20 protein-coding genes are annotated in these 25,767 nt (G+C 62.2%); 11 read left to right on the top strand and 9 right to left on the bottom strand.

The window, feature by feature from the left end; genetic code table 11:
* Window positions 1-106: 106 nt before the first annotated feature.
* A complete protein-coding gene (locus FXN63_RS21865) occupies window positions 107-553 on the top strand; it encodes a VOC family protein (RefSeq protein WP_222863956.1) in 447 nt (148 codons plus the stop codon).
* Window positions 554-579: 26 nt separating this feature from the next.
* Here FXN63_RS21865 and FXN63_RS21860 read toward each other — a convergent pair whose 3' ends face one another.
* The 4 genes from FXN63_RS21860 to FXN63_RS21845 all read right to left on the bottom strand — a co-directional run bounded on the left by FXN63_RS21860 (window position 580) and on the right by FXN63_RS21845 (window position 4,649).
* Window positions 580-1,695 carry an alpha-hydroxy acid oxidase gene (locus tag FXN63_RS21860; protein WP_246164934.1) on the bottom strand — a complete coding sequence of 372 codons (1,116 nt, stop codon included), beginning with the start codon at window positions 1,693-1,695 and terminating at the stop codon, window positions 580-582.
* Window positions 1,692-2,372: a Fe2+-dependent dioxygenase gene (locus tag FXN63_RS21855; RefSeq protein ID WP_148817523.1), complete on the bottom strand. Its 681-nt coding sequence runs from the start codon at window positions 2,370-2,372 to the stop codon at window positions 1,692-1,694. The genes FXN63_RS21860 and FXN63_RS21855 overlap by 4 nt, the downstream gene beginning before the upstream one ends.
* A 362-nt stretch (window positions 2,373-2,734) precedes the next feature.
* Window positions 2,735-3,889, bottom strand: coding sequence for an iron-containing alcohol dehydrogenase (locus FXN63_RS21850; RefSeq protein ID WP_148817522.1), 1,155 nt, complete (start codon window positions 3,887-3,889; stop codon window positions 2,735-2,737).
* Between the two features lie 256 nt (window positions 3,890-4,145).
* Window positions 4,146-4,649, bottom strand: a complete 504-nt coding sequence (locus FXN63_RS21845; protein ID WP_187394979.1) for an acyloxyacyl hydrolase — start codon at window positions 4,647-4,649, stop codon at window positions 4,146-4,148.
* Between the two features lie 125 nt (window positions 4,650-4,774).
* Here FXN63_RS21845 and FXN63_RS21840 point away from each other — a divergent pair, with 125 nt between their 5' ends.
* Together FXN63_RS21840 and FXN63_RS21835 are read left to right on the top strand one after the other, a co-directional pair.
* Complete coding sequence (locus tag FXN63_RS21840; RefSeq protein WP_148817518.1) at window positions 4,775-6,223, top strand: DHA2 family efflux MFS transporter permease subunit; 1,449 nt, start codon at window positions 4,775-4,777, stop codon at window positions 6,221-6,223.
* Window positions 6,224-6,377: 154 nt separating this feature from the next.
* The gene (locus tag FXN63_RS21835; RefSeq protein WP_148817516.1) at window positions 6,378-7,790 is read left to right on the top strand and encodes a leucyl aminopeptidase family protein; all 1,413 of its coding nucleotides are present in this window, start codon (window positions 6,378-6,380) and stop codon (window positions 7,788-7,790) included.
* A 150-nt stretch (window positions 7,791-7,940) separates the two neighbouring features.
* Here FXN63_RS21835 and fumC read toward each other — a convergent pair whose 3' ends face one another.
* Entirely contained in the window at window positions 7,941-9,335 is a 1,395-nt protein-coding gene (gene fumC, locus FXN63_RS21830; RefSeq protein ID WP_148817514.1) for a class II fumarate hydratase, read from the bottom strand.
* Window positions 9,336-9,438: 103 nt separating this feature from the next.
* On the opposite strand from fumC, the gene pap reads away from it, so the two are divergent.
* Both pap and FXN63_RS21820 read left to right on the top strand, forming a co-directional pair.
* Window positions 9,439-10,953, top strand: a complete 1,515-nt coding sequence (gene pap / locus FXN63_RS21825) for a polyphosphate:AMP phosphotransferase (RefSeq protein WP_148817513.1) — start codon at window positions 9,439-9,441, stop codon at window positions 10,951-10,953.
* Between the two features lie 125 nt (window positions 10,954-11,078).
* Window positions 11,079-11,294: a TOBE domain-containing protein gene (locus tag FXN63_RS21820; RefSeq protein ID WP_148817511.1), complete on the top strand. Its 216-nt coding sequence runs from the start codon at window positions 11,079-11,081 to the stop codon at window positions 11,292-11,294.
* Window positions 11,295-11,597: 303 nt separating this feature from the next.
* Here the strand turns inward: FXN63_RS21820 and FXN63_RS21815 are convergent, their stop codons facing one another.
* On the bottom strand, window positions 11,598-13,043 hold the full coding sequence (locus FXN63_RS21815) for a M20/M25/M40 family metallo-hydrolase (protein ID WP_148817508.1): 1,446 nt from the start codon (window positions 13,041-13,043) through the stop codon (window positions 11,598-11,600).
* A 119-nt stretch (window positions 13,044-13,162) separates the two neighbouring features.
* On the bottom strand, window positions 13,163-14,158 hold the full coding sequence (locus FXN63_RS21810; protein ID WP_148817507.1) for a bile acid:sodium symporter family protein: 996 nt from the start codon (window positions 14,156-14,158) through the stop codon (window positions 13,163-13,165).
* Window positions 14,159-14,306: 148 nt separating this feature from the next.
* On the opposite strand from FXN63_RS21810, the gene FXN63_RS21805 reads away from it, so the two are divergent.
* From FXN63_RS21805 to FXN63_RS21785, 5 genes are all read left to right on the top strand, one after another.
* On the top strand, window positions 14,307-14,978 hold the full coding sequence (locus tag FXN63_RS21805; protein ID WP_148817505.1) for a response regulator transcription factor: 672 nt from the start codon (window positions 14,307-14,309) through the stop codon (window positions 14,976-14,978).
* On the top strand, window positions 14,965-17,700 hold the full coding sequence (locus FXN63_RS27150; protein ID WP_246164933.1) for a sensor histidine kinase: 2,736 nt from the start codon (window positions 14,965-14,967) through the stop codon (window positions 17,698-17,700). The genes FXN63_RS21805 and FXN63_RS27150 overlap by 14 nt, the downstream gene beginning before the upstream one ends.
* A gap of 99 nt (window positions 17,701-17,799) precedes the next feature.
* Window positions 17,800-18,900: an ABC transporter substrate-binding protein gene (locus FXN63_RS21795; RefSeq protein WP_148817503.1), complete on the top strand. Its 1,101-nt coding sequence runs from the start codon at window positions 17,800-17,802 to the stop codon at window positions 18,898-18,900.
* Between the two features lie 214 nt (window positions 18,901-19,114).
* Window positions 19,115-20,884, top strand: coding sequence for an ABC transporter permease (locus FXN63_RS21790; protein WP_148817501.1), 1,770 nt, complete (start codon window positions 19,115-19,117; stop codon window positions 20,882-20,884).
* Entirely contained in the window at window positions 20,877-21,962 is a 1,086-nt protein-coding gene (locus FXN63_RS21785) for an ABC transporter ATP-binding protein (RefSeq protein WP_148817499.1), read from the top strand. Before FXN63_RS21790 ends, FXN63_RS21785 begins: the two co-directional genes overlap by 8 nt.
* 196 nt (window positions 21,963-22,158) lie before the next feature.
* Here the strand turns inward: FXN63_RS21785 and FXN63_RS21780 are convergent, their stop codons facing one another.
* On the bottom strand, window positions 22,159-23,475 hold the full coding sequence (locus FXN63_RS21780; protein ID WP_148817497.1) for a hydantoinase/carbamoylase family amidase: 1,317 nt from the start codon (window positions 23,473-23,475) through the stop codon (window positions 22,159-22,161).
* A gap of 8 nt (window positions 23,476-23,483) precedes the next feature.
* The gene (locus FXN63_RS21775; RefSeq protein ID WP_148817495.1) at window positions 23,484-24,767 is read right to left on the bottom strand and encodes a M20/M25/M40 family metallo-hydrolase; all 1,284 of its coding nucleotides are present in this window, start codon (window positions 24,765-24,767) and stop codon (window positions 23,484-23,486) included.
* Window positions 24,768-24,927: 160 nt separating this feature from the next.
* On the opposite strand from FXN63_RS21775, the gene FXN63_RS21770 reads away from it, so the two are divergent.
* The gene (locus tag FXN63_RS21770) at window positions 24,928-25,635 is read left to right on the top strand and encodes a GntR family transcriptional regulator (RefSeq protein WP_148817494.1); all 708 of its coding nucleotides are present in this window, start codon (window positions 24,928-24,930) and stop codon (window positions 25,633-25,635) included.
* The last annotated feature ends 132 nt before the right edge of the window (window positions 25,636-25,767 follow it).

Below are 25,767 nucleotides of genomic sequence, written 5' to 3'. Positions count from 1 at the left end.
AGGTGCTGGGGAAAGACAATATTTGCCTTAACTTCTAACGCATATCCTTATTCCGACCATCGTCATTCCAGCTAAGGTATGACTTGTTTACCCGATGCACCAAGCAATGAACCCCGTTTCCTACTTTGAAATCCCCGTCTTGGACATGGCGCGCGCCATGGATTTTTACGCGACGGTTTTCGGGCAGACGTGCGAGCGCGTGCGCATTCCGGGCAAGGACATGGCATTGCTGCCGCACGCTGACGGGTCACCTGGGATCAGCGGTGCTTTGGTGCAGGGGGATCGTTATGTGCCGGGGCAGGCAGGTGCGCGGATCTACATGAATGTCGCGGATATTCCGCTGACATTGTTTCGGGCGGCGCAGCAGGGCGGGGCGGTGCGGCGCGAGGAAACCGCCGTGGGCGAGTACGGCTGCGTGGCGGAAATCGAGGATTGCGAGGGCAATCGCATCGGGCTGTTTTCGTCTGCCCCCGTATCCGATGAAGACTACCCCGGTGGCGGTTTCCTGGGCGGTGGTGGCGGCAGGCTTCGTCTGCGCTGCCTGTGCTGCTGATCGATTTCTGCTGATGGGGTGTTGATTTAGCCGCGTTGCCACAACACCGACGGCGTAATGTCCGCCAGCGTCTTGCATCCGGTCAGCGCCATCGCGATTTCCAGTTCAGTACGCAGCATGTGCACTACATGCACCACACCCACCGGACCTGCCGCAGCCAATCCGTAGACATAGGGCCGTCCGATCAGTACGGCGGTGGCACCCAACGCCAGCGCCTTCAGAATGTCGGTGCCGCGCCGAATGCCGCCATCCAGCAGCAAAGGCACCCGTCCTGCCACCGCTGCCGTGACGGCTGGCAATGCATCGATGGTCGCGGGTTGCCCATCCAGCACACGACCGCCATGGTTGGACACCACGATGCCATCTGCACCATGCTCGATGGCTTGCAGTGCATCGAGCGGTGAGGTGATGCCTTTGACGATCAAGGGCAGTCGTGTAGATGCGCGCAGCCATGCCAGGTCGTCCCAGGTGGGGGCTGTGTCCAGCACACCTTTGCCGAACAAGGCGCTTTCACCTGCGCGTGCTGGCGGCAAGGATGGCGACGGAATATCGCGCAGGTTGGGGGCGTCGATGCCCGGCGGCAATTGGAAGGATGCACGCTGTTCCCGGTTGCGCACACCGTTCACTGGCGCGTCCAACGTCAGCACAATCGCCCGATATCCCGCAGCTTCGGCACGGCGCACCAGGCTCAGGGTATGGCTGCGCTCGGCCTGCAGATACAGCTGGAACCACAGCGGTGTCTGCGCAGCCTGGGCGATGTCCTCCAACCCGATGCTGGCCTGGGTGCTGACCACCATAGGCACCTTGATTGCCGATGCGCCCAGCACGCTGGCCAGTTCGCCCTGCGGGTGGGCAAGCCGGTGATAGGCAACGGGGGCCAGCACGATTGGGTAATCCAGCTGCAAGCCGAACAGGTTCAGCTTGGTGCCGCCGCCTTTCAGGTCAGCCAACACCCGGTTCTGCAGACGCAGACGATCGAACGCATCGCGGTTTTCACGCAGCGTGAGTTCATCGGCGGCACCACCGCTCAGGTAGGCCCAGGCGCTGTCGGTCATGCGCTCGCGGGCGTAGCTTTCGTAGTCGGCAATCGCAGCGATTTGCGGTGGAATCTGGGTCAGCGGGGCAAGCGGTGCAGTGTTCACGTGATCGACCAGCGACGAACCAGGTTGTGATACACGCCCGTCAGGCGGGTGATCTCAAGGTGCCCCGGGACATCGACAGCCAGTTGCTGAATGGAGTTGTCCAGTTCGTACAGCAGCGCCCGTTGCGCGTCTTCGCGTATCAGGCTTTGTGTCCAGAAAAATGCCGAGATCCGCGAGCCGCGTGTCACGGGCGTGACGCGGTGCACACTGGTGCCGGGATACATCACCATGTCGCCTGCGGCCAGCTTGATGGTCTGGGAACCATAGGTGTCTTCGATGACCAGTTCACCGCCGTCGTAGTCGGCCGGGTCGGTCAGGAAGACCGTGGTGGAAATGTCGGTGCGCACCCGGTGGTCGGTGCCGCGCAGCATACGGATCGCGTTGTCGACGTGGTTGCCGTAGGTGCCACCACCTTCATAGCGGTTGAACATCGGCGGCATGACCTTCAAGGGCAGCGCCGCCGACATGAACAGCGGTGAGCGGCCAAGCACGTCGAGGATCAGGTTGCCGACCTCGATGCCGATCGGGTCGCTGAGCGCCAATTGCAGATTCTGTTTGACGCTGGCCGCGCCATGCCCCGCGGTGGTGCGCCCATCGACCCAGCTGGCGCGTGCCAGGGCTTCTCGGCAACGATGTACCTGTTCGTTGGTAAGCAGACCCGGAATTTTCAGCAGCACGGTGTTGGCCTTTGATAGGTTGACGGCCTGCGCGGCGAGGACGCAGCCGGTCGAAGCTAAGATGCCACGGCAAATGAAAACGCCCCCGAAGGGGCGCCCGCGCAGAAGCCGCAAAGGGCTTCTTTACTGCCGGGTGTCGCCGGACACGCTGAGATTACGAGTCACATCGTAGCGTGTCATGGCATCGTAGCGCCACGACGAGGGCATGCTCAACATCTTGGCGTCGTCCTCGACGCGTTGGTCGAAGCAGGTCGCGCTGCCACCAGTGATCAACGCTGACGGCTGTGGCGCTGGAGCGATACTTGATGTGCGTGCCACCAAATCTTCCATTCAACTGGATATTCAACTTAAATTCAGTTTTATCACCACGCTGCCTGGTAGATGCTCAATGCATCCGCTTCAGTGACCTCGCGCGGGTTGTTGCCAAGCAGACGGGTTTGTTTCATGGCGTCTTGCGCCAGACGGGGCAGATCCGTCTGCGCCACGCCGACCTCACGCAAGGTGCGCTCGATGCCTGTGTCTACCGCCAACTGTTCGACATAGCCGATCAAGGCCTGGGTACGCGCTTCATCGCTGCCGGACGCACCCGGGACAAGAATCTGGGCAAGTTCGCCATACAGTCCTGCCGCAGCAGGCGCGTTGAAGCGCAGCACGTGTGACAACACCAGCGAGTTCGACAAGCCGTGGGGCACATGGAAGATGCCGCCAATCGGGTAGGCCAGCGCGTGCACCGCTGCCACGGGCGCGTTGGCAAACGCTTGGCCCGCAAGCATGGCACCCAGCAACATGGCCTCGCGCGCGGGGCGGTTGTCGCCGTCGCGGCAGGCTGTCAGGATGTTGTTCGACAGCAGTGACAAGGCCTTCAGGGCCAGCATGTCGGACAAGGGGTTTTTCTTGTGTTTGCTGGTGTAGGCCTCGATTGCGTGCACCATGGCGTCGATGCCGGTGGCGGCCGTGATCTTCGGCGGCAGGCCGACGGTCAGGTCTGCATCGAGAATGGCCAGGTCGGCGTACAACTGCGGGGCAACCACACCGGCCTTGGTGGTCTCGCCCGTGGTCACGATGGAAATCGGCGTGACTTCCGACCCTGTACCCGCCGTTGTGGGAATCTGCACCAGCGGCAGGCGGGTACCGCGCACATTGCCAATGCCGTACATCTCGGACAAAGGTTGATCGGACCCGATCAACACGGCCAGCAGTTTGGCGACGTCCATCGAAGAACCACCACCCAGACCGACCACGATTTCGGTGTCGGCCGTGCGTGCCTGTTCGACGGCAGCCAGCACCACGTGATCCGGCGGATCGGCGACCACATCGTCGATGACCTGTACGGTCCAGCCGTTGGCGCGCAGGCTGACCAGGGCTGCATCCAGCAGGCCGCTGCGATGCAGAAAGCGGTCGGTGACCAGACACAGGCGTTGCAGCGGAAAACGTTCGCGCAGCACTTGCCCCAGACGTGCGGTAACACCCGCTTCGACCAGTACCGAGGGTACGGTGCGGAATTCTAATGTACTCATTGGGCGTCCCTTTGGCGCGGCCCGGCGCAAAGGGTGGCGGGCCTGCATGTGGGGGAACACTGTACCCGGCGACTTGCCTGGGCGGCAGTCCGGGAAATCGCTGAGACGCCATTCGGAACTCGCCTGCAAAACCGGCGACGATGGCAATCATCGGTATCCCGGTGCTGACCGTATGGGTCAGTCGAGATACCGACGAATGATATTCAGAAAATATTCAGCAAATCGCGTGCTGATTCTGAATATTTTCAGACCTTATTCAGAAACGCTTGTTCAACACAATTTGATGCATATCGAGGCCCGGATTCGGACGCTTGATGCCGGCATTCGAGAAGTGCGAATAACGGTAGCCGATCATGATGTCGTTGGTAATGCGGTAACCCGCGCCAAGGTGATCGCCAAAGTGGAAGTTGGTCGAGATTTCCTTGCCACCGATGTCGTGTTTGTCGAACACCGTGGCACCGATACCCGCTTCAATATAGAAGCGGTCGGTCGCCCAGTAGCGGAACAGCGGGATGGCGCTCAGTTGGAACAGTGAGCTGCGGCCGGCACGCGAAGTGTGCCAGTAGGAACCACCGAATTCACCCGACAAGGTGATGCGGGTACCGTTGGAAAAACGGGTCTGCCAGACGGGGGCGGTTTCGTAGTTCAAGGTGAAGCGGCTGATGTCGTCATAGTGACCGAGTTGCAGGCTCCAGGCGCTGTTGTCGATGGCGGACGCAGGCGCGGTTTGTGCGAGGGCAGGAATAGCAACAGCGGACATGATGGCAAGCATGACTGCCGGCAGCATTTTTTTCACATTAACCTCGATATGATGGGCAGAATCTACAGCGACCTGTGGTCAGCGGTTTCTTGCGTGGCAACTAGCGTAAGACTAAAGCAGCATTAATGCCACTGGTGCCATATGCCCTCGGCGATATTTCCAACAAGGACTTTTCTGTGAGTGCCCCGTCTTCTGGCCGCGGGCCACGTCTGATCCCCTTCATTATCGGCTGTGCGCTGTTCATGCAGATGCTGGATGCGACCATTATCGCAACCGCATTGCCTGCCATGGCGGCAAGCCTAGGTGTCGCGCCGGTACGACTTAACGTTGCCATCACAGCCTATCTGCTTGCGGTGGCGGTGTTCGTGCCGCTCAGTGGTTGGGTAGCGGATCGCGTGGGTGCGCGCCGAGTCTTCGTATGGGCCATTGGCCTGTTCTCGTTCAGCTCCTTGTTATGCGGGATCTCGCAAGAACTCTGGCAACTGGTTGCCGCCCGGGTGCTGCAAGGGTTTGCGGGCGCATTGATGGTCCCGGTGGGCCGCATCGTGTTGCTGCGTTCCGTGCCCAAGGCGCAGTTGATGAGCGCCATGTCTTTCCTGACGGTGCCTGCGCTGGTCGGCCCTGTGCTTGGTCCGCCCTTTGGTGGGTTCCTGGTTACCTATGCCTCGTGGCATTGGGTGTTTCTGATCAACTTGCCGATTGGCATTGCCGGCATCGTGCTGGTGTTGCGTTACCTGCCGGAAGTGTCACGCCCCGAGCCAAGACCGCTCGATGTTCTGGGCCTGGTGCTGTCAGGGGTGAGCCTTGCTACCTTGGTCTTGAGTTTCGACGTCATCGGGCATGGTCTGATGCCTTGGTATGGCGTGTTGGCATTGATCGGCGTGGGCCTGTTGTCGGGCGGTCTGTACTTGCTGCATGCACGACGAACCGCCTTCCCCATTCTTGATCTGAGCCTGTTCCGCATCCACACGTTTTCAGCATCGACGCTGGGCGGAAACCTGTCGCGACTGGCTATCGGGGCGACGCCCTTCCTGCTGACCATGCAGCTGCAAGTGGTGTTCGGCATGACGCCGCTCGAAGCAGGTCTGCTGAGCTTCACCGGGGCAGCAGGTGCGCTGTTGATGAAGTTCACGGCGGCACCGATCATCCGCCTGTTCGGTTTTCGCCGAACATTGATGGTCAACGCCGTGTTGAGCGGGCTGGGGGTGTTGGCCATTGCCTTCTTCGGCGCATCGAGCGCGCACTGGATCATCATGGTGGTGCTGTTGATCGCGGGTTTTTTGCGGTCCTTGCAACTCACCGGGGTCAACACGTTGACCTATGCGGATGTCACCCCCGAGCGCATGAGCCAGGCATCGGGCTTGGCGTCGGTTGCCCAGCAACTGGCGATCAGCCTGGGGGTGGGAATTGCGGCCTTGTCGCTCAATCTGAGCATGGCATGGCGTGGTGCAGAAACGCTCTCGCGTCATGACCTGATATTGGGCTACGTGGTGATCGCCGTGTTGACCATGTCGTCTGCACTGGCTTTCCGCACGTTGCCAGCCCACGCTGGGGCGGAGCTGAATCAGCGCTGAACGATGCGCAGGCTTGCGGGCGGTGCCGTTCGTCCTTGCACGAGGTGGCGTCGGGCAAGGCACCGCCGCTTCTGACAAACTAGCGGCTTCAACATATTTTGTTGTCCCAGTTTTCGCGCCGGCTTGGTCCGGCGCGCTTTCGGATCTCCCCCTCATGTCCCCCACCAGCCCGATTTCCGCCAGTCCCTTCATCTCAGCCGCCACGCCGACTACCCTCGATATCCACACGACCACGCCTGCGGGCCTGGTGGCGCTGCAATCGCAGCTGCCCGCCGTTCAGGCCGCATGGTTGTCGAGCAGCGGTTTTGCGGCCCGTCCCAGCGGACACATGCTGCTGCCGGCAGCAGATGGCGGCCTGGGTGCAGTGGTGGCAATCGTTGACCCGACAGACCCGGTATGGACCTTGGCAGCACTGGCGGAAAGCCTGCCAGCCGGTCAGTACCGCCTGGTTGCGGGTGGCGAGATTGCCGACGTGCGCAGTGCGGCATTGGGTTGGGCGCTGGCGCATTATCGTTTTGACCGCTTCAAGTCGGCGCCGCGCCCAACTGCACAATTGCTGGTCGACGCCGATGTGCAGGCCGGGGTCGAATCCCTGGTCGCTGCCATTTCCCAGGTGCGTGATCTGGTGAACATGCCGCCCAACGAGATGGGTCCTGCTGAATTGGCCGATGCCGTGCGTGCACTGGGCAGCCAGCACGATGCGGTGGTGCGTGAATGGGTAGGTGAAGAGCTGCTCGCGGCTGGCTTCAACATGATCCATACCGTGGGTCGCGCCGCATCGCGCGCACCGCGCCTCATCGAATTGCGCTGGGGCGATGTGAATGCCCCGCGCCTGACCTTGATCGGCAAAGGCGTGTGCTTCGACAACGGCGGCGTGGACATCAAAGGCCCCGAGGGCATGCGCTGGATGAAGAAGGACATGGGCGGCGCGGCACACGCCCTCGCGCTGGCCCGCCTGGTCATGCAGGCCAAGTTGCCTGTTCGCCTGTGCCTGTTGGTGCCCGCTGTGGAAAACGCGATTTCCGGCGACGCCATGCGTCCGGGCGACATCGTGCGCACCTCTGCCGGACTGTCGGTGGAAATTCACAACACCGATGCGGAAGGTCGCCTGATTCTGGGTGATGCCTTGACGCACGCTGCTGCCGACAAGCCTGAACTGGTGATCGATATGGCAACCCTGACCGGTGCCGCGCGCATTGCGTTGGGACCGGAGTTGCCCGCGCTGTTCTCGAACGACGACGCCACGGCCGCCGGTCTGTTGCAGCATGCTGACGAGACCTCCGACCCGCTGTGGCGCATGCCGTTGTGGCGTCCGTATCGCCGCATGCTGGATTCCAGTTTTGCCGATATGACCAACGCCGCAACCGGTGGTCATGCAGGCGCGATCACCGCGGCCTTGTATCTGGAACGCTTCGCGCCGGCGGGTGCTGCCTGGGTGCACATCGACGTGTTCGCCTGGAACGATGCTGCGCGGCCGGGTCGTCCGCGCGGCGGCGAAGCGCAAGGCTTGCGTGCGCTGTTCTCGTATCTGCAAGCGCGTTATGGCATGGGCACTGCAGGTGCCTGATCGGTTTCTGAGTCAGAAATCTGTTCTTGGAAAGTCCTGAACCATCAGGACTTTTCCACAGGTGGCAAGGCGTGACTTATCCCGCTTCTCCACAATCAAAAACGGCACCCTCGAGTGCCGTTTTTGTCATGCCACTTCAGCTTGCGCCGATCAGACCTTGTCGGGGCTGATCATGTCGCCCGGCACGACCCACTGATCGAACTGTTCGCTGGTCAGGTGGCCCAGCGCAAGCGCGGACTCCTTCAGCGACAGGCCTTCCTTGTGGGCCTTCTTGGCGATCTGTGCGGCCTTGTCGTAACCGATGTGCGGGTTCAGTGCCGTCACCAGCATCAGCGAGCGCGACACCAGGTCGGCGATACGTTCGCGGTTCGGTTGCAGACCGGCCACGCAGTGCTGGTCGAAGCTGTTGATGCCGTCAGCCAGCAGGCGCACGGATTGCAGGAAGTTGTGGATCACCAGCGGCTTGAACACGTTCAGTTCGAAGTTGCCGCTTGCGCCACCGAAGTTCAGGGCAACATCGTTGCCGAAGACCTGAGCACCCAACATGGTCAGGGCCTCAGATTGCGTCGGGTTGACCTTGCCCGGCATGATCGAGCTGCCGGGTTCGTTTTCGGGGATGCTGATTTCGCCCAGGCCCGAACGCGGACCGCTCGACAGCCAGCGGATGTCGTTGGCGATCTTGATCAGGCTGGCAGCCAGTGTCTTCAGCGCGCCGTGGGCGAACAGCAGGCCTTCGTGGCCAGCCAGTGCCTGGAACTTGTTCGGCGCAGTGACGAAGGGCAGGCCGGTGTCGCGGGCCAGTTCGTCGGCCACGCGCACGGCGAATTCCGGGTGGGTGTTCAGGCCGGTGCCAACTGCGGTGCCGCCCAGCGCAAGTTGATACACGCCCGTCAGCGATGCAACGATCTGCGATTCGGCAAGTGCCAGTTGTGCTTCGTAGCCGGAGATTTCCTGGCCCAGCGTCAGCGGCGTGGCGTCTTGCAGGTGAGTGCGGCCGATCTTCACGATGTCGGCGTACTCGGCAGCCTTGGCGGCCAGCGTGGCGCGCAGTTTGGCCAGTGCCGGCAACAGGTGCGCGTTGACTTGCACTGCGGCTGCGACATGCATGGCAGTCGGGAACACGTCGTTGGACGACTGGCCGCGATTCACGTGGTCGTTGGGGTGAACCTTGCGGCCCTCGCCGCGCTCGCCACCCAGCAGCTCGGAAGCGCGGTTGGCCAGCACTTCGTTGGCGTTCATGTTGGTCTGGGTGCCCGAGCCAGTCTGCCAGACGCTCAGCGGGAATTCATTGGGCCACTTGCCGGCCACCACTTCATCAGCGGCTTCGCGAATGCCGCGTGCCAGTTCCTTGTCGAGCAGGCCAAGTTCGGCGTTGACCGTGGCAGCAGCACGCTTCACGCGCACCAATGCATCAATCAGTTGCGGCGGCATTTTTTCGCTGGAGATAGCGAAGAATTGCAGGGAACGCTGGGTCTGAGCGCCCCACAGGTTATCGCTGGGGACATCGATGGGACCAAACGTATCTTTTTCGCGGCGCGTATTCATGAGATCGGATTCCAGATCGGGTTCGTCATTTTTTGAGAATGCTACTCATTAGCGTAACAGATGGCGGAGCAGAAGGACTGCGTTCTTGTCTGCTCGATCGCCTATGCTACGCCGACACCCTGAACGCAGCCTGGAGAACCCCGTGTTTGCCGATGCCGAGTTGGACCCTGTGATGCCGCGCGCCGAGCTGGCGCGCCTGGAACCGGAGCTGCGCAACGCGCTGCTGTCGCAACAAGAACTGCTGCGTGACCGTGCCGAACGCGCCGTGCTGGTGGTCGTGGCCGGTATCGATGGCGCGGGCAAAGGCTCTGCCATCAACCTGCTGAGCGAATGGATGGACCCGCGTGGCATTCGCACGCTTGCCTTCGGGCCGCCGACCGAAGATGAACTGCGGCATCCACCGATGTGGCGTTATTGGGCGGAACTGCCTGCACGTGGCAGCCTGGGTATCGTGTTCGGGTCTTGGTATACGGACTTCTTCAAGGAAGCCGCGCGCAAGAAACCCAACGCCAAACGCCTGGCCAGTCTGGCTGAGGACATTGCCCGCTTCGAGGCCATGCTGGCCAGCGAGGGCGTACAGCTAGTTAAGCTCTGGTATCACTTGTCACGCGATGCCCAGCGCCAGCGCTGCGAGGAACTGGAAGCACACCCCGACACCGCCTGGCGCGTATCGGATGCCGATCGCGAAGTCGCCAAGAAATTCAAGCGTCTGCGTGCTGCCGCCGACACGGTGGTCAAGGCTACTGACTTTCCCTATGCGCGCTGGACCATCATCCCCAGCGCCGATACGTCGATGCGCACCTACGCGACCGCCGTCGCCGTGCGCGACGCGCTGCGACGCAAGCATCTGCCACCGACGGGTGCGACACCCAAGCTGGACCCATCGCCAGATCGCTTCGACGGGGTGGACTACGACAGGCAGTTGGACAAAGCGGAGTACGAGGCAGCGCTGGCGCATTGGCAGGGTCGCCTGGCACGCGCCGTTCACAACCCGGCGTTTGCCTCGCGCTCTCTGGCGCTGGTCTTCGAGGGCAGTGACGCGGCGGGCAAGGGCGGCGCAATCCGTCGTCTGACGCATGCGCTGGACGTGCGACAGATGCGGATCATGGCAATCGCCGCCCCCAGCGCCGAAGCACTGGCTCGGCCCTACCTGTGGCGTTTCTGGCGTGACGTGCCGACCACCGGCCGCATCGCGATCTTCGATCGGTCCTGGTATGGACGTGTGCTGGTCGAACGGGTGGAAGGCTTTGCCAAGCCGGCCGAATGGAAACGCGCCTACGACGAGATTCGTGATTTTGAGGCGCAACTGGTCGAACACGGCACCATCGTGGTGAAGTGCTGGCTGGCGATCACCAAAGAAGAGCAACTGGTGCGTTTCCGTGAACGTGAGTCGGTGCCGTTCAAACGCTACAAGATTACGTCGGATGACTGGCGCAACCGGCGCAAATGGACCGCGTACAGGCGCGCCGCCAACGACATGTTTGCCCAGACCGACACCGATGCCGCCCCGTGGGCACTGATCGCGTCAGACGACAAGCGCTTTGCGCGGGTCGAGGTCGTGAAAACCATTGCCTTGGCGGTGGAAGAGGCCCTTGGCATCGGCAAAGCAGAAGATTGAGTCAGCTTGCCCGCCGATGCGCCTCATGCGGGCAATAAACTAATTCATACTTGCTTATGAAATAACTAACTTTGTTTTTCGGCTCAGAAGCCGCCACTATCCGTACTCGTTACCAGGGATTCAGCATGACCATCACAGCCATCAACGTACGCAACCAGTTCCGCGGCAGGATCAAGGAAGTCATCGAAGGCCCGGTGGTCTCCGAAGTCGATGTGGAAACACCCAGCGGCATCGTCACCTCGGTGATCACCACCCGTTCCGTGAAGGAACTGGGCTTGGTTCCGGGCAAGGAAGTGGTTGCCCTGGTGAAAGCGACCGACGTGTCCCTCGCCACGTTCTGATTTTTACGGCCTCGCCAGTCGAGGCCGTGTTGGTGGGTCTGCTGTCGGCAGGTCCACCCGCAAGTTTCGCCAGCAGTCGACGACGCTGCCCTCAAGGGGGCGCTTGTGGGGGCGCTGAGGACGGCGTCGTTGGGCGAATGCCGGGGAATGAGCCGATCGTTCGCTGGTAAAAAATGCCTCTTGGTGAAAGCCAAGAGGCATTTCCTTTTGTGCGGCTTACTGCAGGCGCTGCCGGCTGGTCGTGCGGCTGTCTGGGCTGGTCGCGTGGCCCTTTGCAGAGCCGATGCCGGACAATTCAGATACTCAGCGCACCTGCGCCACAATCCCCGCAACTGCCGCCGTCAGTTTCTTCACATACGGCAAGTGCAGGAACTCATTCGGGCCGTGGGCGTTCGATTTCGGCCCGAGCACACCGGTGATCAGGAACTGTGCGTCGGGGAATTTCTCGCCCAGCATGTTCATGAAGGGAATCGTGCCGCCTTCACCCATCCAGGCTGCGTCCTTGCCGAACACCTGGTTCGATGATTGGTCGGCTGCGCGTTTCAGCCAGTTGGCGGTCTCGGGTGCATTCCAGCCAGTGGCGGCCCAATCGGCATCAAAGGTGACTTTTGCGTTGTACGGTGCCTGGGTTTCCAGCACTTTTTTCAGCGCCCACGATGCCTTTTCGCCGTCGACGGTGGGGGGAATGCGCAGGCTCAGTTTCAGCGAGGTCTTGGGGCGCAGTACATTGCCGGCCGAGTCGATGCTGGGGAAACCGGATGCGCCAGTGACTGACAATGCCGGCCGCCAGGTGCGGGCCAGAATGCCTTCGACCGGGTCGGTGGTGGTGGGTTGGCTGAAGGCATGGCCTTCGCCTTCGGGGCCGTGCGAGCAGCCGACCCACGGGAATTGTTTCCACACCTGATCGCCCAGAATGGCACCGACCACGTTGGCTTGTTGCAGGCGTTCTGCGGGAATGTCGGCATGCAGTTCGGGCAGCAGCACGCGACCGGATTCCGGGTCGTCGATGCGGTTGAGCAACTGGCGGGCAATGCGGAAGGACGAGGGCACCAGTCCGCTGGCGTTGCCGGAGTGCACGCCTTCGGTCAGGATTTCGACGTTCAGTGTGCCGCCGATCAAGCCGCGCAACGAGGTCGTCACCCACAGCTGTTCGTAGTTGCCGCAGCCCGAATCCAGCCCGGCCACCAGGGCCACGTCGCCCAGGCGCGGTGCCAGCAGGTCCAGGTACGCGGGCAGGTCGAAGCTGCCGCTTTCTTCACAGGTTTCGATCAGGCCAACGCAGCGCGGGCGCGCCGTGCCTTGGCCGTCGATGGCCGAAATGGCGGCCAGCGCGGCATACAGCGCGTAGCCGTCGTCGGCGCTACCGCGACCATAGAGCTTGTTGTCCTCGATGCGCGGCGTCCAGGGGCCAAAGCCTTCGGCCCAGCCGGTCATCTCGGGTTGTTTGTCCAGGTGGCCGTAGAACAGCACCGTGCGGTCGTTGCCCAGGCCGTGGGTGGCGGGTACGTCAAAGAACAGACAGGGCGTCTTGCCTTCGATGTTGACGATCTCGACCGTCAGGCCTTCGATTGCCTGCGCGCGTGCCCATTCCAGGGCGGTGGTGATCACCTGGCCCAGATGGCCGTGCGCATCCCAACTGGCGTCGAAGGCGGGCGACTTGGCTGGCACCTTCACGTAGTCCACCAGGCGAGGAATGATGTCGTCATCGTAGCGATTGGCGATGACGCGGGTGATGTCCGACAGATTCATGGCAAGACTCCGGGAAGGCGGTGGGGCTGGACTCACGCCCCGAGGCTGAAAACTGAACGCGTGATGGCTTGCGCGCTGTCAGTCATGGTGCAAGCGAAGAAGGGAAGCCGCGCGCTACGTCAAGGTTGGGCGGCGGCATCAATGATTTTCTTGGCGTCTTCTTCCGGCCGGCGCGCGTAGTGTTGCGCGATCATGGCGCACAACATCAGCTGGACCTGGTGAAAGATCATCACCGGCAGCACGATGGCCCCAACGGCCGAGCTGGCAAACAGCACCTTGGCCATCGGGGCTCCGGTGGCCAGGCTCTTTTTGGAGCCGCAGAACAGGATGGTGATCTGGTCCGCCTTCGAGAAGCCCAGGCGCTTGCCGGTCTGCCAGGTGATGAACAGGGCAATGGCAAGCAGGATGGAGGTGGCGACGATCACGCCGATCAGGGTGCTGGCGGGCGTGTTCTGCCACAGGCCTTCGATGACAGCCGCGCTGAAGGCGGTGTAGACCACCAGCAGGATGGAGCTTTGGTCCACGTATTTGAGCGTTGCCTTGTGCTTGTCGATGAATTTGCCGATCAGCGGACGCATCAGGTGGCCCACGATGAAGGGCAGCAGCAACTGCACGAAGATCTTGGTGACGGCCTCGAAGGAAATATGCCCACCATGCGGCACCACAAAGATGCCGACCAGCACCGGTGTCAGGAAAATCCCGATCAGGCTGGAGAACGAGGCACTGCAGACGGCGGCCGGTACGTTGCCACGCGCCACTGCCGTCAGTGCAATTGACGACTGTACGGTCGAGGGCAGCGCGCACAGGAACAGGATGCCCACATACAGTTCCGGGGTCATCAGCCACGACAGCACGGGCTTGAGCGTCAAGCCCAGCACCGGGAACAGAACGAAGGTGGACAGGAACACCACCAGGTGCAGCCGCCAATGCGTGACCCCTGCAATGATCGCTTCGCGCGACAGCTTGGCACCGTGCATGAAGAACAGTACGCCGACGGCGACGTTCGTGATGACTTCGAATATCTGCGCGCCCTTGCCGGATGCTGGCAGGAAGCTGGCCAGAATGACCGTGAGAATGATGGCAACGGTAAAGCGATCGGGCAGGTAGCGAGACATGGGAGGGGGCGTCGCGGCCGGGTGTTGGGGGCCGCTGGAGAGGATGAGGCGACTTCACAATGTATCCCATGCGCTCGCGCATGACCACGCACCGAAGGGCCGAGGCGCGGATTAGAATGCGGCGAAACACATCCCCGGGGACCTTGGCGTGCGCATATTGTTGGTAGAGGACAACGCTGATCTGGGCGATGCGGTCGAGAGCAAACTGCGTCTGGCGGGCCATTCGGTCGAGTGGGTGCGCGACGGCGACGCGGCCATTTCCTGGAGTCGGCACGGCACCTGGGATGCCATCGTGCTCGACATCATGCTGCCAGGCAAAGACGGCTTTGCGGTGCTGCGATCGCTGCGGGCATCGGGCCAGGACACCCCGGTCCTGGTGGTGACGGCGCGGGCGGAAATCGAAGACAAGGTCGATATGCTCGACCTGGGAGCCGACGATTACCTGGTCAAACCCTTCGACCTGCGTGAACTGGAAGCCCGCTTGCGTGCACTGATGCGCCGGCCAGCCGGACAAAGCAGCAGTGCGGTGCAATACGGCAACCTGGCCATCGATCTGGCCGGACGCACGGCCACGGTCGATGGAGTGCTGCTTGATCTGGGACGCCGCGAATTCGGCCTGCTGGAAGTGTTGCTGGCGCACATTGGTCAGACGGTCGCCAAGGAGCGCCTGATGACACAGATGTTCCAGGTTGAAGACGTGTCCACCAACGCGCTTGAGTTGCTGGTGTCGCGCCTGCGCAAGAAACTTGGTGACTGTTCCATCGATATCGTGACGGTGCGTGGCGTGGGCTATCAGGCGCGATCGCATGAAACGCTCTGAGCAAAACCCGCTACCCGCTTTTCGTCGTGCCGAGTCCTTGTCGATTCGGGGTCGGGTCTTTTCACTGGCGATTTCACTGCTGGTGGGCGGCGGGCTGGCCTTGCTAATATTCCTGGAAAGTTATGCCACCCAGGCCGCGGATCGGGCCTTTGACCGCTTGCTTGCCGCGTCGGCGCTGACGATCGCAGGGGCCGTGCAGACCGAAGATGACGGTGTTGCTCTGGAACTGCCGATTGCCGCGCTTGGCATGCTGAGTGACAGCGAACGCGTGTTCTACAGCGTGCGTGATGCCTCGGGCGGGCTGGTGACCGGATATGGCGACCTGGAGGCCACGCTTGCCCCTGCCAACTCCTCCGTGCCTGTGTTCGCCAATATGCGTTATCGCGGGGATGAGGTTCGCATCGCCACCGTGGGTCGTCTGTTGTCCACGGGTCCGTCCATCGGCTGGGTGACGATCCGGGTGGCCGAGACGCGCGGCGCACGTCGCCAACTGGCGGCCGAGATATTCCAGCGCAGCGCTTTGCCACTGCTGGCCATCGTGGTGGTAGCGCTTGGCCTGCTGTGGTTCGGCATTCAACGTGCCTTCGCGCCCCTGTCCTTGATTGAACAGGAACTACGCAGCCGGGCACCGGGAGACCTGGCACCATTGAAAGCCCCCGTGCCGCGCGAAGTCCTGCAATTGACCGAGGCACTCGACAGCTTCATGGGCCGCCTGCGTGCGGTGATGGCCGTGTTGCAGAACCTGGTTGCCGATGCTGCGCACCAGGTGCGCACGCCGCTTGCATCCTTGCGCGCGCAAGCGGAAGTGATGACGGAAGAAACCGATCCGGTGCGTCTGCGCGAGCGTGCCGGGCGGGTGTTGGCCAATGCCTCGCATGTCAGCCTGCTGATCAACCAGTTGTTGATGGACGCCACCATCACACACCGGCTGGACGCACAGACCCGTGATGCGGTTGGGGTGTCGGAGATCATCAATGACACACGTCGTCGCATCGGCATGGACGGCAAGCGGCGTTTGCGCATTGCGATTGCGCCGCAGGTTCGACGCGCCCGCATCCGGGGCGACAAGGTGGCCTTGCGCGAAATGCTGCGCAATCTGGTGGACAACGCCTTGCAGTACGCGCCCGATGGTGAGGTCGATATCGAGGCGCAAGCGCTGCCGGGCGGACGTGTGCTGTTGAGCGTGTCCGACCGTGGCCCGGGCATCCAGGAAGACGAGAAAGACACGGTGCTGGAGCGCTTCCAGCGCGGTCGCAGCGCGCAGGGCCTGCCTGGGTCGGGCTTGGGCCTGGCGATTGTGCGAAACGTGGTGGACGCGCATGGCGGCAGCCTGTCCTTGCGCGCGCGGGCCGGTGGCGGGCTGGTGGTGAGTGTGATGTTGCCGTTGGCTGCACCGGCTGCCGCCGGGCGTGCAAAAACGGGTGTGTTTGCTGCGTTGGCGCTGGCGATCATGGTGTGGACGACGCTGCCGCAGGTGGTGCAGGCGCAGGCCAATACATCGACCAATACATCAACTAATGCATCAACCAATACACAGGCAAAACCTGCAACCCCTGGGGCACCAGCAGTGCCCACCACCGCAGACGGCACCCTGGCCACAGTACCTGCCGGACTTGCCGCGCGCGGCCCCGGGGCCTTGTCGTCCGAACTGTCTTCTGTGACCGGGCCGACCGCAGCCGGCCACGTGACGATCTACCCGGCACCGCAAAAGAACCTGCTCGATCGCACCGTGTCGGTCGCAGGTCCCACCGACACGGTGGTGTTCACGGAAATCGCGCGCCAGTTCCAGCGTAGCTGGCCCGACGTGACCGTGGTGTATCGCGAACTCAACGGCTTCGAGCTGTACCGCGAGGTGATTGCCGGCAAGCTGCCGTCAGTCGATGTCTTGGTCAGCTCGTCAATCGATTTGCAGGTGCGCCTGGCCAATGACGGTTATGCCTTGCCGCATGTGTCACGGCATGCCGAGGGCGTCCCGGCGTGGGCACGTTGGCGCACGGAAGTGTTCGGCTTCACCTTCGAACCGATTGTGATCGTCTACAACCCCAAGCGCTTCACGCCAGACACGGTGCCGCATTCGCGTCAGGCGCTGCTGAACCTGCTGGAAACCCAGTTGCCTGTGCTGGACAACCGGGTGGGCAGCTACGACATTGCGACGAGCGGCTTGGCCTACCTGCTGGCGAGCCAGGACGCCGTGGTGTCCTCGAACTTCTGGGGCTTGGCCAATGCCTTGGGTCGCGCCCACGTGCATCTGCACTCGACCGCGGCCGCAATTCTTGACGAGATCGAGTCGGGCGAGCTTGACCTTGCCTACAACGTGCTGGGCTCGTATGCGCTGGCGCGCGAAGCCGCTGGCCGACCGATTGCGGTGGCGATGCCGCAGGATTACGTGGCGGTGCTGTCGCGCTCGGCGCTGATCCTGCGAACCGCACCCACGCCCGAGATGGGGCGTGCGTTTGTCGATTGGTTGCTGTCGCCAGCCGGACAGGAAACCATGGCTGGCCCGGCTGCGCTGGGGTCGATTGTGCCCGGAACGAGCGGGCGTTGGACCTCGGAATCGTTGATGGCCGGACCGCACGGCATCGTGCAGCCGATCGTGTTCGGGTCGGCCTTGCTGGTGGGGCTGGATCAGCAGCGACACGCACGTTTTGTGAAGAACTGGCGGCGTTTGGTGACCGATTCGCCAGAAGCGTCTCAGGGTTATCCAGCGAAACGGGCGCGGTGACAGGACGCTGACAGCTTGCATTCCTAAGATGGCTTCAACGTGTGACGAGCACCCACTTTCGGGGCATCGACACACAAGGAATCCCCACTGGAGATCGCCATGACTGTCTGCACCCCTACTCGCCTGGCCGCCGCTTGTGCCACCGCCCTGTCGCTGTTCGCCAGCGCTGCTTTTGCACAAGTTCCTGCGGGCTATCCCGCCGATTACCAGAAGGTGATTGACGCCGCGAAGAAAGAGGGCAAGCTCACCATTTATTCGACCACCGATACCAAGGCAGCCGGCCCCATCGTCAAGGGCTTCGAGGCGATGTACCCGGATATCAAGGTCGAATATAACGACATGAACAGCACCGAGCTGTACAACCGCTACATCAGCGAGCAGGCAGCCGGTGGCAACAGCGGCGACGTGGTCTGGAGTTCCTCGATGGACTCGGCCCTGAAGCTGGCCGTTGACTATGCACTGGTCTACAAGTCGCCTGAATCGGCCAAGCTGCCGGCCTGGGCCAACTGGAAGGACAGCGCTTACGGCACGACCTACGAGCCGGCTGTCTTCATCTACAACAAGCGTCTGGTGCCCGCTGCCGACGTGCCCACTACCCACGCCGCGTTCGCCAAGCTGCTGACCACGCAGACCGACAAGTACAAGGGCAAGGTCACCAGCTACGACATCGAGAAGTCGGCCGTGGGCTTCATGCTGACGGTGCAGGACAAGCGCAACGACAAGGGCTTCACCGAGTTCGTGACCGCAGCCGGCAAGGCTGGCCTGGTGGTGCAGTCGTCCACCGGCACCATGATGGAACGTGTGTCCTCGGGTGAAAACCTGCTGGGCTACAACATCCTGGGTTCGTATGCCGAAACCCGCGCCAAGACCGACCCGTCGATTGGTGTGGCATACCCCACCGACTACACCCTGGTGCTGTCGCGCGTGTCCTTCATCAGCAAGAAGTCGCGCAACAAGAACGCCGCACGTCTGTGGCTGGACTACCTGCTGTCGCAGAAGGGTCAGGACATCATGGCGAACCAGTCTGACCTGGGTTCGATCCGCGATGACATTCCGGGTGACAACGACGTGGACGGCATGACCAAGAAGCTGGGCGCTGCGCTCAAGCCGATTCCGGTCAACGAATCGCTGCTGGAATACCTGGAACAAAAGCCGCGTCTTGATTTCATCAAGGAATGGCGCACGGCTGCCGGCAAGTAAGCGGTAGGCAGTAAGGGTGCGATTGCGCGGCAGACAGCCCGCAATCGCACCAGAAAAAAGTTGGTGATCAGCAGATCGCCAGGCACGTCGCAAGCACGTCGCACAGCACGACAAGCAAGCAAGATATCAAAGCAAGTTGGCAAGCCGGGCCGATGCGTCGCATCAGTCCGTCATTCCTCGCCTCCGGGCGGTTTTCAAAAATGGACGTCTTTCCATGCATTCACTAAGAATGAGATGGCGCTCACTGCCGCGCGGCGTGGTCGTATTGCTCACGGTGATCGCGATCTACGCCCCCCTGTCGCTGATCGTTTTCCAGAGCTTTTTGTCGGCCCCGTTCTTTGCGCCGTCAAAGTCGTTCAGCCTGGACGCGTTCCGCTTCATCTTCGATGATCCCGATTTCTACAAGGCACTGAAGACCGGTTTCCTGGTTGCCTTCGGTCTGGCTGCGCTCTCGATCCCGTTGGGAGGCATTCTGGCCTTCCTGATGAGTCGTACCGACCTGCCGGGACGCACCTGGATCGAACCGCTGATTCTGGTACCGGTGTTCGTGTCGCCGATGGTGCTTGGCTTCGGCTATGTGGTGGCAGCCGGCCCGGTCGGCTTCTTCTCGTCGTGGGCACAAAGTCTGTTGGGCTTCGTTCCCTGGAACATCTATTCCCTGCCCAGCATCGTGATCATCGCGGGGCTGACGCACGTGCCACACGCGTATCTTTACATCTCGTCCGCGCTGCGAAGCATGGGTTCAGACGTAGAAGAAGCCGCACGTGTGGCGGGTGCCTCACCCCTGCAAGTGATGACCGCAGTCAGCCTGCCGATGGTGCGTCCGGCCATGCTGTACGCCACCGTGCTGCTGTTCTTCCTGGGCCTGGAAGTCTTCGGTCTGGTGCTGGTTCTGGGTGACCCGGAAGGCAATCTGGTGTTGGCCACCTACCTGTACAAGCTGACCAACAAACTGGGCATTCCGTCGTATCACCTGATGGCCGCAGTTGCTGTCGTGCTGATCGCGATGACGATTCCGCTGGTGGCATTGCAGCGTCGTCTGATGCGCACGGCCAACCGCTTCGTCACCGTCAAGGGCAAGGCCTCGCGTTCGCGTCCGCTGCCGCTGGGCAAGTGGCGCTGGGTGGCTGGTGCCGTGGTCGGCCTGTGGCTGGCAGTCACCATCGTGGTGCCCTTGCTGGGTGTGTTGCTGCGTGCCTTCGTGTCCAACTGGGGCATGGGTGTGTCGCTGTTCGATGTGTTGTCGGTGGAAGCCTTCCGCACGGTGTTCTCGCAGCCCAACCTGCTGCGCGCCATCATGAACTCGGTCGCCATCGGTGTGGTCGGCGGTGCGCTGGCGGTGGTCTGCTACACCTTCATTGGCCTGGCCATGCATCGCAAGCCAGACGGCATTACCCGCTTCCTGGACTACAGCGTGCTGGTGCCGCGTGCCGTGCCCGGCCTGCTTGCCGGTCTGGCATTCCTGTGGGTATTCCTGTTCGTGCCGATGCTGCTGGAAAACTCGCTGGAAGACGGCTGGTTGTCGGTGCTGCCGTATTCCGCATGGTTGCAGGAACACTTCGTTGACGCACTACGCAGCATCCGTTCCACCATATTCAGCGTGTGGCTTGCTTACACCGTGGTGTGGATGGCGTATGGCTTGCGCATCATCTCGTCAACGTTGCTGCAGGTCGGTCCCGAGCTGGAAGAAGCTGCGCGTACCGCAGGTGCCCATCGTGGTCAGGTCACCCGTCACGTGACCGTGCCGCTGGCGCGTCATGGCCTGGTCGGTGCACTGCTGCTGATGTTCCTGATTTTCGAGCGTGAGTACTCAACGGGCGTCTACCTGCTGTCGCCCGGCACCGAGACCATCGGGTCCATGCTGGTGTCCTTGTGGGCCTCGGGCGCGATCGACATCGTTGCTGCCCTGTCTTTCATCAATATCGCATTCGTCGTGCTTGGCCTGGGGCTGGCACTGCGTTTCGGAGTGAAGCTTCATGATTGAACTTACCGTCGATGACCTGCACCTGAGCTACGGTGATGTGTCTGTCCTGAAAGGCGTGTCGATGCAGCTGAAGCGCGGCGAGGTTGTTTCCTTGCTCGGCCCTTCAGGCAGCGGCAAGACCACCTTGTTGCGCGCCGTGGCCGGGCTGGAAGCGGCTCGCCAGGGACGTATCCGCATCGGTGACCGCACCGTGTTCGACGGTGCAGCCGGTACTGAGGTGCTGGCCGAAGAGCGCAACCTGGGCCTGGTGTTTCAGTCCTACGCGTTGTGGCCGCACAAGACGGTGTTCGACAACGTGGCGTACCCACTGAAGTTGCGCAAGGTACCCACCGCCGAGATCCGCGAGCGTGTGCAGTCGATGTTGCAGCAGCTGGGCCTGGGTCACCTGGGCGAGCGTCATCCGTTCCAGTTGTCGGGTGGTCAGCAGCAGCGCGTGGCCATCGGCCGTGCGCTGGTCTACAACCCGCCGGTACTGTTGCTGGACGAACCGCTGTCCAACCTGGATGCCAAGCTGCGTGAAGAAGCGCGCGCCTTCCTGCGTGAACTGATCATCCGTCTGGGCCTGTCGGCCCTGATGGTGACGCACGATCAGGGCGAGGCCATGGCCATTTCCGATCGCATCCTGTTGCTGAACAACGGCAAGATCGAACAGCAGGGCACGCCGCAGGAAATGTACGGCAGCCCGGCCACGCTCTTCTGCGCCGAGTTCATGGGCAGCAACAATCGTCTGTCTGGCAAGGTGACGTCGATCGAAGGCGGCTGGGCGCGTGTGGAAGGGCAGGGCTGGTCTGTGCGTGGCCGTGCGGGCGACGGGATTTCAGTCGGCAGCAACGCGATTGCCGTGGTCCGGGTCGAGCAGGTTCGTCTGACCGAAGGTGAGATCAGCAATGGTCTGGAACTGCCCTTGTTGACCAGCATGTATCTGGGCGACCGTTGGGAATATCTGTTCCGCACCGAAGGTGGTGATCCGGCGCAAGGTCTGGCCTTGCGGGCCTATGGACAGGTCAATCGTGCGCCTGGACGTTACCGTCTTGAGCTGCCGGCCGAGCAGGTCTGGGTGTTCCCGGCGAAGGCTTGACAGGTGTAGTGAAGCGGGGTCGAGGCGGGTTCTCGACTCCGGTGGTTTAAAGGGCGACTCGGCTTTTACAGCGGGTCGCCCTTTGTTGTTTCAGCGTTGGAATGCTGTTGGGGGAGGGGCAAGGACCTTGGGTCGCCATTCGATAATTGCTATCGAGTTGGCCGCATCCTGGCCTAATTCGTGATGGGAAGCACGATCAATCTGCAGTCAATCTGGCCAGAAATTCCATGGTTACCGATGCTGCAATCGTCACGTCTGCGACGTCGACGATTTCGCGCGGATTGTGGCTGATACCGCCGTTGCCACAGCGCACGAACAGCATGCTCACGGGCACGACATTGGCCATCATCATCGCGTCGTGACCGGCTCCGGAAGGAAGCTCGACAGCGGGGATGCCGGTGGCGGCGATGGCATCCAGCCACATGGCGCGCTGTGTGGGCGAGCACGGCACGGCGGGGACGCGCATCAATTCTTCCTGTTGGGCGGTGATGCCCCGGCGCGTCAGGATCTCGGCAATGCCTGTGTCGATGTCGGCCAGCGCTGCATCGCGTGTGGCGTCGTTGTCGGCGCGTACGTCCAGCGAGAAGACGCAGCGGCCGGGGATGACGTTCACCGATCCGTTCGGGACAGTGAGTTGCCCCACGGTGCCGACCAGGCCTGGGATGTTGGCGCAGCGTTGTTCCACCAGCAACACGATTTCGGCAGCGGCGCAGGCGGCGTCCAGGCGCATGTCCATCGGCGTGGTGCCTGAATGGCTGGCGCGGCCGGTGAGGGTGATGCGGCGGCGGATGCTGCCGGCGATGGCGCTGACCACACCGACTGGCAGGCCTCGATCCAGCAGTACCGGGCCTTGTTCGATGTGGACTTCGAAGTAGTGCTGCATGCTTGCGATATCGGCAGCGGCTTGTGCGATCTGCTCGACTTCCAAGCCTGCTGCAGCAATGGCTGCACGCATGGGGATGCCGTTGGCGTCTTCGCGGTCCAGTTGCCGCGGATCGAAGATGCCTGCATAGGCCGACGAGCCCAGGAAGGTGCCGCCGTAACGCACCCCTTCTTCTTCGGAAAAGGCCACGAGTTCCAGGTCGACCGGCAGACGTTCGCCACGTGCGTGCAAGCGTTTGACGATGGCCAGCGGCAGCAGGATGCCCAGGCGGCCGTCGTAGCGTCCGCCGTTGTGGACGGTGTCGTAATGGCTGCCGACGACGATGCAGGGGTTGCTGGTGTTCGTGTTGTCTGTGCTGCTCGCACCACCTACGCTGCCAGCATCAGCCGCCCGATAACGCGCAATCAGATTGCCAATCGCATCCTGGCGAACGGTGTCGAATCCCGCCTCGCGCATCCACTGCATCAAGGTCTGTGCAGCCGCCTGATGCGCAGGGGTCAGGTAGGTGCAGCTGAGGTGCTCGGGGTGGTCGGTGTGACGCGCCAGGTCATCGGCCCAGGCCATGACTTGCAGGCCGCACCAGGCGGAGTCGTCCTCGCTCCACGAAACAGGGTTCTGTGTAGTTGTCATGGCGTCGCTCAGACTTGCGCAGCCGGCTTGGCAACCAGCAGATCGGCCAAGGTCAGGGCCACGACGTGGGTGGCCTTGCGCAAGTCTTCCAGGCGCAGGTTTTCGTCGCTGTTGTGGCCGCGAGCTTCGATCAGGGTGCGTGGGCCAGCACCGTACAGCACGGTCGGAATGCCGCGTGCCGTGTAGTGACGAGCGTCGGTGTAGAGCGGCACACCATGCGCCGCAATATCGGTGGCAAACACGCTGCTGGCGCGCTTGCGCAAAGGCTCGATCAGGCGGTGAGCCCCCGGCAGTTCGACCAGCGGTTCGGCTTGCATGATGCGGCGCACGTCGACGGTAATTCCCGGACGAGTAGCAGCAGCTGCTTCGATCACGCGGCGCAGATCACCTTCGGCGTCCGAGCCCATTTCTTCGGGGATCATCCGGCGGTCTACGCGGAAGCTCACCTGGTCGGGCACGACGTTGGTGTTGATGCCGCCGTTGATCAGACCAACGTTCAAGCCCGGGCAGTCGATGCCGGTGACTGCGGATTTGCGTTGCGCCAGTTCGCCACGGTAGTCATACAGCGCGCGCAGGATGTGGGTGGCGGCTTCCAGGGCATCTACACCGGTATGCGGCATGGCGGCGTGGGCCTGTTTGCCGTGCACGGTGACTTCGGCGTGCAGGCAGCCGTTGTGGGCCACGGTGATGCCGTAAGAAAAACCGGCAGAGATGGCGTAGTCGGGGTTGCTCAGACCTTCGTCCAACAGCCATTTCGGGCCGATCTCGCCACCGGTTTCTTCGTCATACGTCAGGTGCAGTTCGATGGTGCCATTCAGCGCCAAGCCTTGATCGGCCGCGTTCTGCAAAGCACGTAATGCCCAGGTATAGGTGGCAAAGTCGGATTTGGATACGGCCACGCCACGGCCATACATGGTCGGGCCATGCTGCGGATCGTTGACCACTTCGCCGCCATAGGGATCGAAGGTCCAGCCGCGTCCGGGCGGCACGACGTCACCGTGGGCGTTCAGCGCGATCACCGGGCCGCCTTCGCCGAACTGGTGACGCACGATCAGGTTGGTGGCCGAACGCATGCCGTGTTGCTGCACCAGTTCCTGCGGTACCGGATACGCATCGACCGGCAAGCCCAGTTCCTTCAGCAGTGCTTCTGCGCGCGCCGCATGAGGTGCGCAATCGCCGTCCGGGTTGTCGGAAGGCACACGTACCAGTTCCTGCAGAAATGCGATCTGCGCGGGATGTTCACGGTCGATGAAGTCGGTGATGAGCGAATCGAGACTGACGGGCGAGGGCATGAAAAATCCGGGCAAAAAGGCGCGCGCCAGGTGGGCGGCAAAGACGGCAGGAAATGGGCTGGCACAACACCGTAACGCTGTGCAGCGCTGAAACAACTTTAATGCATGTAATTTTTGTATGCAATAAATGTGCGTAGATTTCGGTAGACTATGCGGCACCATGAGCAAGAATCCCGCCACCTCGAAGCCTGTCCCCGCCGATCCCAGCGCCGAGCAGATCGCGCACGACATTGCTGCCGCCATCGTCGCCCACCGCCTGCCGCCCGGCACGCGTCTGCGCGAAGAAGCGCTTGCGCGCGCCTATGGCGTCAGCCGCACCAAGATCCGTGCGGCCTTGCTGATGTTGTCCAAAGACAAGTTGATCCGCACGGTGCCTGACAAGGGCGCGTTTGTCAGCAAGCCCAGCGCTGCCGAGGCACGTGAGGTATTTGCGGTGCGTCGCATTCTGGAAACGGCCTTGGCGCGTGAGTTTGTGGCGTGCGCAAAGCCTGCGGACTATCGCCGCATCGAGGCCCACTTGAAGCAGGAACGGGAAGCCGTGGTGGGCCAGGATGTGCAGCTGCGCAACCGGCTGCTGGTGGACTTCCACGTGCTGTTGGCAGACGTGGTTGGCAACGGGGTGCTGACTGAGATGCTGCGTGAGCTGTACGCGCGCAGTGCGGTGATCACCACGCTGTATCAGTCCACCCTGGATGCCGAAGAGTCATCCGGCGAGCACCACGCTTTCCTGAAGGCCGCCAAGCGCGGCGATGTGGAAACGGCGTGTCAATTGATGATCGAGCACTTGGAACATGTCGAACGTGCTCTCGATTTTTCCGAGGACACGTCGGGGTCTGACGGCGACTTGGTCGCAGCGCTGCTTACCTGATCGGGTTCGCGCGCTGGCTGCTCGGCCATGCGCGGCAGTGGTGCACTGGCGCACCGTTTGAAGGCGTCTTGATCCCCATCTTGGCTAGTTCACCACTGGCGGCTTGACCCGGGCTAGCCCGCAAGCGCGACG

Origin of the sequence: Pigmentiphaga aceris (assembly GCF_008119665.1) — a bacterium.
GTDB lineage: Bacteria > Pseudomonadota > Gammaproteobacteria > Burkholderiales > Burkholderiaceae_B > Pigmentiphaga > Pigmentiphaga aceris.
Note: the sequence above shows the minus strand (reverse complement) of the source record. Positions and strands in the feature narration are given on the sequence as shown.